The sequence below is a fragment of the Microbacterium sp. genome (genome assembly GCF_011620715.1).
GTDB lineage: Bacteria > Actinomycetota > Actinomycetes > Actinomycetales > Microbacteriaceae > Microbacterium.
The window spans coordinates 19,360-28,649 of record NZ_WOYP01000016.1 but is presented as its reverse complement, the minus strand read 5'-3'; the positions used below and the strand labels follow the sequence as shown (position 1 = coordinate 28,649).

The 9,290-nt window shown below is 72.7% G+C and carries 7 protein-coding genes; 4 read left to right on the top strand and 3 right to left on the bottom strand.

What is annotated here, in order from left to right; all coding sequences use genetic code 11:
• Both QZV84_RS02075 and QZV84_RS02070 read right to left on the bottom strand, forming a co-directional pair.
• On the bottom strand, nucleotides 1-1,313 hold a 1,313-nt coding region (locus tag QZV84_RS02075; protein WP_292824590.1), incomplete at its 3' end, for an O-antigen ligase family protein.
• Nucleotides 1,310-2,713 carry an O-antigen ligase family protein gene (locus tag QZV84_RS02070; protein WP_292824587.1) on the bottom strand — a complete coding sequence of 468 codons (1,404 nt, stop codon included), beginning with the start codon at nucleotides 2,711-2,713 and terminating at the stop codon, nucleotides 1,310-1,312. The genes QZV84_RS02075 and QZV84_RS02070, both read right to left, overlap by 4 nt.
• A gap of 42 nt (nucleotides 2,714-2,755) precedes the next feature.
• Here QZV84_RS02070 and manA point away from each other — a divergent pair, with 42 nt between their 5' ends.
• From manA to QZV84_RS02050, 4 genes are all read left to right on the top strand, one after another.
• Nucleotides 2,756-3,949, top strand: coding sequence for a mannose-6-phosphate isomerase, class I (manA, locus tag QZV84_RS02065; RefSeq protein ID WP_292824584.1), 1,194 nt, complete (start codon nucleotides 2,756-2,758; stop codon nucleotides 3,947-3,949).
• A 157-nt stretch (nucleotides 3,950-4,106) separates the two neighbouring features.
• Nucleotides 4,107-4,427 carry a WhiB family transcriptional regulator gene (locus tag QZV84_RS02060; RefSeq protein WP_292824581.1) on the top strand — a complete coding sequence of 107 codons (321 nt, stop codon included), beginning with the start codon at nucleotides 4,107-4,109 and terminating at the stop codon, nucleotides 4,425-4,427.
• Between the two features lie 96 nt (nucleotides 4,428-4,523).
• Nucleotides 4,524-7,370: a glycosyltransferase gene (locus QZV84_RS02055; RefSeq protein WP_292824578.1), complete on the top strand. Its 2,847-nt coding sequence runs from the start codon at nucleotides 4,524-4,526 to the stop codon at nucleotides 7,368-7,370.
• The gene (locus tag QZV84_RS02050) at nucleotides 7,367-8,785 is read left to right on the top strand and encodes a DUF5719 family protein (protein ID WP_292824575.1); all 1,419 of its coding nucleotides are present in this window, start codon (nucleotides 7,367-7,369) and stop codon (nucleotides 8,783-8,785) included. Before QZV84_RS02055 ends, QZV84_RS02050 begins: the two co-directional genes overlap by 4 nt.
• Before the next feature lie 30 nt (nucleotides 8,786-8,815).
• Here QZV84_RS02050 and QZV84_RS02045 read toward each other — a convergent pair whose 3' ends face one another.
• A complete protein-coding gene (locus tag QZV84_RS02045) occupies nucleotides 8,816-9,256 on the bottom strand; it encodes a metallopeptidase family protein (RefSeq protein ID WP_292824573.1) in 441 nt (146 codons plus the stop codon).
• Nucleotides 9,257-9,290: the final 34 nt, after the last annotated feature.

The window sequence follows — 9,290 nt, the reverse complement described above, 5'->3', positions numbered from 1 at the left end:
CCTCCCTGGACATGCGGCAGCTCGGGCCCGCTTTCGCCCGTGTCGATGTGCCTGCGCCACGATCGGGACTGACCGGCGCGCACCGCGCACAGCACCAGCAGCAGCCAGCCGAATCCTGACAGCGTGAAGCTCTCGAACATCGAGTCGACCAGCAGGGTCACGAGCACCAAGGGCGTCCACGCGTAGATGACCGAGCGGTGCTCGCTGGCGTCGAGCCAGGAGCGCACCAGCGCGACGCCGGCGAAGGCTCCGAACAGCAGCAGGCCGATCCAGCCGAGCTGCAGCAGCACGTCGAAGTAGGCGTTAAGCCCGGTCGCGTGGGTGGTGCGCAGCGCGTAGTTGATCGCGCTGAAGGGGAACTCGCCCAGGTTCCAGGGGCCGAACCACCCCCAGCCCTGCACCGGGTTCGAGCGCAGGTAGTCGACCATCGTGTTCCAGAGGTTCACGCGCATCGCGAAGTCCGACCCGGCGCCGAGCAGGGCGATGATCGGATGCCGCGCCGCATAGCCGATCGCGAGCCCCGCGACCACGATGCCGCCGAGGGTCCACTGCAGCGCGGAGCGTCTTTCCGGGCGGGCGCGGCGCACGAGGGCGAGCGCGCCGACCGTCAGCCCGACCGCGACGGCCAGCACCAGCACGGTGGGGGAGTCGCTGAGGGTGGCGAGCCCGCCCGCGAGCACGACCGAGTAGACGGAGACGCCGATGCGCACCGACTGCGTGCGGTACTCGATCAGGAAGGTGATCAGGGCGATCACCGCGACGAACCCGAGCAGGTTGCGGGTGCCGAAGATGCCCTGGATCGGCCCGAGCTGGGCGATGTTGCCCTGGATGCCGAGGAAGGCGATCGGCATGTCCAGGAGCAGCCCGGCGACGATCTCGACGCCGAGCGAGATCGACAGCAGAACCCGCAGGACATCGCCCAGGGCGCGCGCGGTCTGCAGGGTATCGCGGACGTGGCCGATCGTCACCGCGAGGAAGGCCAGGCCCGCCGTGGAGACCCAGCTCCAGAGCGAGCTGGGCGCGTCCTGGCTCCAGAAGATGCTCGCGAACGCCCAGGCGACGAACAGCACGAGCGTGGTGGGCACGAGGCGCACCAGCGAGATCTCGCGGTGCCGGGCGACCAGCATCCCGATTCCGATCACGAAGAGTCCGACGATGATCGAGGTGTAGGTGACCCGGCCGGCGATCTTCTCGATCGCGAACGCCGAGAACACCGCACCCAGCACCGCGATCGTGTAGGCGCGGGCCAGCGCCGCAGAGGCGAGCAGACCGACCCAGCGCGGGGGCGCGGCGTCGTGGGTCGAGTCGGTCACGACGCCCGCGTGGTCAGCTCGCCGCGCTCGATCGCGATGCGCATCTCTGCTGCGCCCTCGCCGATGTGCGGTGACTGCTTGATCTTGAACGCGAGCATGACCACGAACAGCCACCCCCACAGCAGCAGCGGACCGGACTCGGCGAGTCCCTGCACGATCAGGAGTGCGCCCACGAGCACGGGAAGCAGGGTGAGCGGCGAATACGGCCGATCGGCGCGCAGGTCCCAGCGCGGCCGGTCGACGGCGAAGAACCAGGACCGCCAGATGAAGGCCAGGTACACCATCCCCATGAGGAACACGCCGATCAGGCCGAGCTGCAGGAAGACGTCGACCCACATGTTGTGCGCCTGCATGACCGTCTGGCCGTGGTCGGTGATCCACCCGTCGAAGGCGGGGTCGCCGACGATCCAAGGCGTCGAGAAGCCCCAGCCGATCAGCGGATGCTCCACGGCCCGCTCGAGCACGGCCTGCCAGATCCTCTCGCGGCCGGTGAGGTCGGAGCTGCGGCCCAGCGCGGTGAAGATCGTGTCGCGCAGCAGCCAGAAGGCCACCGCCCCGCCGAGCCCCACGGCGGCGAAGGCGAGATAGTACCGGGTGCGCTCGCCGGGCCGGCGGGCGCGGCGCATCAGCAGCACGGTGACGAGCGCGATCGCCACCGCGATGGCGGCGACGTAGGCGGTGGCCGAGGACGCCCGGTAGAACAGGTAGGCGGACAGCCCGATCCACACCCCGAGCGTCGCGCGCCGGGGCGCCCCGGCCGCGAACCGGATCGAGAAGACGATGATCGCCAGCAGCGCGACCGGCCCGAGCAGATTCGCGTTGCCCATGATGCCCTGGATGCGGCCGCCGTCGAACAGGTTGTCGCGCGACCAGTAGACGATCGGGTCGTCGGCGGGCTCGGTGGGGATCACGAAGCCGGGAAGGATCGGGCCGCCGATGAAGATCGAGACCCACAGCTCGAAGACCAGGGACAGTGCCATGACCCATTTCAGGGCCGCGGCGACCGCGCGCACGAGCTCGCGCCAGCTCAGGACGCTGCCGATGAACAGGCCCTGCAGCGTGGTGATCACCAGCAGCAGCAGCGTCAGCGCGGTCGCTTCGCGCCACTGCGACCAGATGAGCGACAGCGCCGCCCAGGCGACGTAGGCGATCGTGAGCCACGGCAGCCGTCGCCACTGCACCGGCGGGCGCACCGCGAACCACAGCCCGAGGGAGAGCAGTCCGCCGCCGATCGTGATGATCGCGGTGGCCAGCTCGCCGATCGCATTGATCCAGGCGACTCCGGACAGCGCCATGAACAGCACGAAGACGCACCAGCCGCGCAGCATCAGGTGGCCCGTCTTCTCGCGCACCGGGGCGGCCGGAGGCGCCGATGCGGGATGCTTCGTGTGGACGGCCATCGTGAGATCAGGGTACCGGGTGAGCCCCCGTACCCTGGAGGCATGCTCGCCTCGATGACGAATGCGCCTCGTGACTACGACTGGGGTTCGACGACCCTGATCGCCGCCCTGCAGGGCCGTGCTCCGTCGGGCCGGCCCGAGGCGGAGGTGTGGTTCGGCGACCACCCGGGCTGTCCCGCGCACGTGGCGGATGGCCGGACGCTGGGGCAGTGGCTGGCGCACGAGGGGGCCGGCACGGGCACCCCCGAACGGCTCCCGTACCTCATGAAGCTGCTGGCTGCGGCATCCTCGCTCTCGATCCAGGCGCACCCCTCCCGGGCGCAGGCCATCGAAGCTTTCGCGCGCGAAGAGACCGAGGGGATCCCGCGCGATGCGCCCGAGCGCACGTACCGCGACGAGAACCACAAGCCCGAGCTCATCGTCGCCGTCAGCGAGACCTTCACGGCTCTTGCCGGCATCCGCGACCTGCACGACACCCGCCGGCTGCTGTCGCTGCTCGGTGCGGGCGGCCAGGTGCTCGCCGCCCGGCTCTCGGGGGCGGATGCGGCAGCCGCGGTGCGCGACACGATCGAGTGGCTGCTCGCGGGCGAAGCCGCGGGCGTCATCGCGCAGATCGTCGCCGCGGCGGCCGAGGCCGAGTCGGTCGAGTTCGCGGCCGAGCTCGACCTCATCCGCCGGCTGGCCGTGGACTTCCCGGGCGATCGCGGCATCGGCGTCGCCCTGCTGATGAACCTGGTGGTCCTGCGCCGAGGAGAGGGACTGTTCGTTCCGGCGGGCGTGCTGCACGCGTACCAATCCGGCCTCGGCGTGGAGATCATGGCGGCGAGCGACAACGTGCTGCGCGGCGGCTTGACGCCCAAGCACGTCGATGTCGGCGAACTGGTCAAGGTGCTCGATCCGACACCGGGACCGGTCGCGGTGCTGCGGCCGGCCCCCCTCGACGGAGTGTCGCGGTTCGCGCCGGATGTGCCGGACTTCGCGCTCACGCACGTGGTCGCAGCGCCCGGGCAGGAGCACCTGCTCGACCTGGACGGCGTCGCGATCGTGCTCGGCACGGTCGGGGAGGTGACAGCGGGCGGGGAGCGGAGCGGAACCGGCGTGGCGCTGGCGCCCGGAGAAGCCGTTCTGGTCACCCCGGACGAGGAGCGGCTGCGCATCAGCGGTGCCGGCGAGGTCTTCGTCGCACAGCCCGGCTCGGCATCCGCGGCGGTGTCCGCAGCCGCATCCACATCGTGAGGCGCTCGCGCGTGCACCGCGACACGCCGACGGCGCGTCGTAAACGTTCAAGCGTGGGGTGAGGCTTTACGATCTGCGACTTGACCCTGGCGAACTACACCGGTGTAATTACTCGTACACGCGAACCGGCGTGGGGGTGAGAAGGTGGGAGAACGAGATGACGGGTTACCGTTCAGGCGTTCCCGACAATTGGTTCGTCGATCCGGTCCAGCTCGGGGTTCCGGGGGTGCGCCGTCCTCTTGAGGGGGAAGACGGCAATCCGCTCGGATGGCAGACCGATGCGCTGTGCGCACAGACAGATCCGGAGGCGTTCTTCCCAGAGAAGGGCGGCTCTACGCGCGACGCCAAGAAGATCTGCACGACGTGCGATGTTCGCGGCGAGTGCCTCGACTACGCGCTGAAGAACGACGAGCGCTTCGGGATCTGGGGCGGGCTCAGCGAACGCGAACGTCGGAAACTGAAGCGTCGCGCGAGCTGACGACGGCCCTGCCGCAGACGGGCAGCGAGCCCGTTCCCGCGAACAGCGGCGCGTACGCCCGTCCGCGGTTTGCGACCCGCCTAGGCTGACCACGTCATGCCCGCCCGAGTCCACGCCATACTCGTGGTGCGCCCCGATGGGCGCACCCCCGCCGCACACCACCTGCGGCGCACTCTCGCGGGCCTCGACGAGCAGACCACCCGGGCCGACGCACTCACGATCGTGGTGTGCGGCGACGATGCGGGCGTCGCGGCCGTGGCCGCCGCATCCGGTGCCGAGTCCGTGATCACTGCGCCCGCCTCGACCGGCTTCGCCGCCGCGACCGCGATGGCGACGCTCCGGGTGTCGGGTGATGCGGTGTGGATCCTCGCGCAGGACACCGCGCCCGAGCCCGAAGCGCTCGCCCGCCTCGTCGGCGCACTCGAGCTCGGCCCGTCCGTCGCGTTCGTCGCGCCCAAGCTGGTGCGCTGGGACGACCGCACCGAGATCGTCTCGCTCGGCGTCAGCATGACCGGCTTCGGCCGCACCGTCGGCCTCGCCGACGCCGAACTCGACCAGGGCCAGCACGACGCGCGGGAAGACGTGCTCGGCGCCGACATCCGCGGCGTCCTGGCCCGCACGGAGGCGTGGCGCGCGCTCGGCGGTCTCGACCGTGCGCTGGCCGGCGCCGACGAAGGACTGGACCTCGGTGTGCGGGCGCGTCTGACCGGCGCCCGCGTGCTGCTGGTCCCCACGGCCCTGGTCGCGGTCGCCGGCGACGGCGTCGCCGGGCTGCCCTCGCCCCTGACCGGCGTGCGCCGGCGGCGCCGGGCATTCGCCTCCCGCACCGCCCAGCTGCATCGCCGTCTCGTCTACGCGCCGCCGCTCGCGGTGCCGTTGCTCTGGCTGGCGATCCTGCCGGTGGCCCTGTGGCGCACCGTGCTGCAGATCGTGCGCAAGCAGCCGGGTCTGGTCCTGCCGGAGTGGGGCGCCGCCATCACCGCGATGGTGCGCCTGCCCTCGATCGCGCGGTCGCGCGCGCGCATCCGTTCGTCGCGCACGGCATCGTGGGCGCAGATCGCCCCGCTGCGGGTGTCGCAGCGCGCCCTGCGCGAACAGCTGGACGACGACGCCGACTCGGCGGCGCCGACGCGCCGCGGCGAGCTCCGGTTCTTCACCGGCGGCGGAGCGTGGCTCGTGCTGGGGGCCGTCGTCGCGTCGATCGCCGCTTTCCCCGCGCTGGCCGCCTGGGCCGTGCTCGGCGGCGGCGGACTGCAGCCCCTGGCGGCGGATGCCGCGCGGCTGTGGGCGGACGCGGCATACGGCCTTCGCGCGTCGGGCCTCGACACGATCGGCCCGGCCGACCCGTTCGCGGCCGTGCTGGCGGTGCTCGGGAGTCTCTGGCCGGGCGAGCCGTCCCGGGCTCTCGTGATCATCTGGCTGGCGGCACTGCCCCTGGCCGCACTCGGCGGCTGGTTCGCCGCCACCCGGGTGACCGACCGCTCGCTGCTGCGGTTCGCGGGAGGTGCGATGTGGGCGCTCGCCCCCACGTTCCTGGCCGCCCTCACCCAGGGTCGCCCCAGCGCCGTGCTGGCGCACCTGCTCCTGCCGTGGCTCTTCTACGCCGGCTCGGTCGCGCAGCGCTCGTGGGTCGCCTCGGGGGCGGCATCCCTCCTCTTCGCCGGAGTCGTCGCGTGCGCACCATCGCTCGCACCCGCGCTCATCGTGCTGTGGCTCGGCGCGATCGTGCTCACGGTCGTGCTGCGCCGGGGCCGCGGGGTCGCGCGTGTGGTGTGGGTGCTGGTGCCGGGCGTGCTGCTTGCCGCGCCGCTGGTCTGGCACCAGCTGCGCGCCGGCAACCCCTGGGGACTGCTCGCCGACCCCGGACTGACGTGGTCGGGCCCGCAGGTCGGAGCGGATGCCGCCGGCCGCGCCCTGCTGGCTGCCGGCATCCCGACCCCCGACCTCGCCGGCTGGGCCGGATTCATCCCCGGCGCACCCACCTGGTGGGTGCCTCTGCTGGCCGCTCCCGTGGCGATCCTCGCGCTTGCGGCGCCGCTGACCCAGCGGTGGGCGGCGGGCATCGCCCTGCTGGTGGTGGCGGCACTCGGGCTTGCGACCGCGTTCGCCGCAGTCGGCGTCTCGGTCGCGTTCACGCAGTCGATCTCGGTGCCCATCTGGCCCGGAGCCGGCCTGAGCCTGGCCTGGCTCGGCGCCCTCGGCGGCGCCCTCGCCGCCCTCGACAGCGGCCTGGCGCCGCGGCTCGCCGCCGTGCGCACTCCGGCGGCCGTCGCGGTGATGGTCGCTCTCGCCGTGCTCGCGGTGCCCTCGCTCACCGCGATGGCCCGGGGTACCGCGCTGCTGACCAACGGGCCGGAGAGCACCCTCCCCGCCTACGTGGATGCGGCCGGTCGCGAAGACCCCGACGTCGGAACGATCATCATGACGCCGCAGAACGAGGGCGGCGTCTCTTCGCGCGTGGTGTGGGGCGGCAGCGAGACCCTCGACGGGCAGGCGACGATGATCTCGGCCCGTTCGGCCGAGACCGCCGCCGACCAGGAGGTCGCCACGCTCACCGCCAACCTCGTCACCTCCGCCGCCGAGGACGTCATCGGCGACCTCGCCGCGAACGGCGTGAGCTTCATCCTGCTCGCTCCTGCCACGCAGCCGGAGTCCGACATCGCGCGCGCCTTCCGCCTCTCCGCCCAGACCGCGCTCGATCAGCGCGACGGACTGGATGCGGTCGGCGAGACCGCCAAGGGAGCGCTCTGGCGCATGACGCAGCCGGTCGAGCCGAGGGCGGGGGTGCCGGCATCTGTCCGCGACACTGCCCGGGCGATCCTCCTCGCCCAGCTGATCGCGGTCGGCGTGGCGCTGCTGCTGGCGGTTCCGACCGCAGCCTCGCGTCGAGAGGCGCGCAGAAGCCCGCGGGTCGTCGGCCCGCACGGGCAGGAGGGCCGATGAGCGACCGCCGCGTCTTCCGCCGGGCCACCACGAGCGTCCGGGTGCTCGCGGGCACCCTCATGGCCGTCGCCTTCGTCGTCGCGGTCGTCACCGCGGTCTCGGTGCCGTGGCCGACGGTGGCCCGCGAACCCGTCGCCGTGACGGCGACCCCAGCCCCCTCGGCGAGCATCCTGGTGTGCACGGGCGGGCTGCTCGCACTCGGCCGTGAGCTCGAGGATGCCGGACGCCTCGTCACCGCCGCCCCGCAGACCGTCACCATCGGGGTCGCGCCGGGCGATCCGGCGCCCACCACCCAGCCGCTCGGCTCTCCCGCCGCCGACGGCACGGCTCCGGCGACCGCCGTTGTCGCCGAGCCCATCGACGGCGCGCAGGCGGATGTGGCGGCATCCGGTTCGTCCACGGTCTCGGCCGACGACCTGCGCGGCTTCGCCGCATCGGCATGCCGTCCGGCCTTGATGGAGTCCTGGCTCGTCGGCGGCTCCGCCGCGACCGGCGCGGCCGACGTCGTGCTGCTGGCCAACCCCGGCACGGTGCCGGCCTCGGTGCAGCTCACGGTCTTCGGAGCGGGCGGGGCCGTGATGCCGACGGGGGGCAGCGACCTCGCGGTCGCCCCGGGCGCGCAGATCGTGATCCCGCTGGCCGGGCTCCTGCTCGGCGAGGAGAGCCCGGTGATCCGGGTGACCGCGACGGGGGCGCCGGTTCAGGCCGCCCTTCAGGCGAGCATCACCCGTACGCTGCTGCCGGGCGGCGTCGACCAGGTGGGGGCGATCGCGGTCGCCGCGCCCGACCAGGTCATCCCCGGGGTGGCCGTCACGCAGAATCCCGGCGCGGACGGCGCCTCGGATGCCGCGACGCTGGTGCGGATCCTCTCGCCGAACGCGGACACCACCGCCACGATCGCGGTGACGCCGATCGGCGCGTCCGCCGAGGCCCCGGCAGCCACGACGGTGCCGCTCACGGCGGGAATGCCCACCGAGGTGGAGCTGGGCGCCCTCGCGGTCGGCCAGTACACCGTCGAAGTCTCCGCAGAGGAGGCGGTGCTCGCCGCGGTGTGGCAGACCACCGGCTTCGGCGAAGGGTCGGACTTCGCGTGGTACGCCGCGGCGCCGGCCGTCAGCGCGCCGACCCTGTTCGCGACCCCGCCCGGACCCGCCCCCGTGCTCGCGCTGGCCAACCCCACCGACGAGGCGATCACGGTGGCCGTGGACGCGGTCGACGGGTCCTTCACGACGCGGGTGACGGTCGCCGCCGGCGGCAGCGACTCCGTGCGCCTGAGCGCGCAGTCCGTGTACCGGCTGGATACCGGAGGTGGCGGCATCCGCGCGGGCGTCTCGCAGTCGGGCGACGGCGCTCTGGCCGGGTTTGCGGTGTGGCCCTCGGATGCCGCAGCCCAGCAGATCACGGTGTACCCGTAGGGTCTCGATACGCGGCTTCGCCGCTACGTGTCAAAAGTAGCGGAAGCGCTCCGGACCGAGGTCCCAGGGATCGCGGTCGAGGTACTCGGCGGCGGCGCGGAAGACGCTGCTTTCCACCATCATCCGCCGGTGCAGCTCGTCGTCCCGGTGCAGATGGCTGAGTCGCTCGATCGGCAGGCGGTACATGATGATGCGCTTCTCGGCGGTGAGCGCCTGCCAGCGGGGGATGCCGTCGTCATCGGGTGTCGGCGGCATGTCGCCCACTTCGAAGCTCACATCGCGAAGCTCGGGCCACGCGGAGCGGAGGAACTCCGCGGCCGTGCCCACGGTGAGGTCGAACCTGTCGACGCGGGTCTCCAGCGGCGGCAGCGGCGGGCGGACGATGGGGCTGCGTCCCTCGCGGCCGTGGCGGCCGTGCCGGGTCGGGCGGCGCGGCGGGGAAGCCGCCTCTTTGCTCCTGCGCCATGCCATGGGTTCATCCTACGACTCGGGGCTTCTCATGACT

What these genes read in the sequence shown, in the direction of transcription:
- QZV84_RS02070 (WP_292824587.1), bottom strand. Translation starts at nt 2,713, where the DNA reads ATGGCCGTCCACACGAAGCATCCCGCATCGGCGCCTCCGGCCGCCCCG.
- manA (WP_292824584.1), top strand. Translation starts at nt 2,756, where the DNA reads ATGCTCGCCTCGATGACGAATGCGCCTCGTGACTACGACTGGGGTTCG.
- QZV84_RS02060 (WP_292824581.1), top strand. Translation starts at nt 4,107, where the DNA reads ATGACGGGTTACCGTTCAGGCGTTCCCGACAATTGGTTCGTCGATCCG.
- QZV84_RS02055 (WP_292824578.1), top strand. Translation starts at nt 4,524, where the DNA reads ATGCCCGCCCGAGTCCACGCCATACTCGTGGTGCGCCCCGATGGGCGC.
- QZV84_RS02050 (WP_292824575.1), top strand. Translation starts at nt 7,367, where the DNA reads ATGAGCGACCGCCGCGTCTTCCGCCGGGCCACCACGAGCGTCCGGGTG.
- QZV84_RS02045 (WP_292824573.1), bottom strand. Translation starts at nt 9,256, where the DNA reads ATGGCATGGCGCAGGAGCAAAGAGGCGGCTTCCCCGCCGCGCCGCCCG.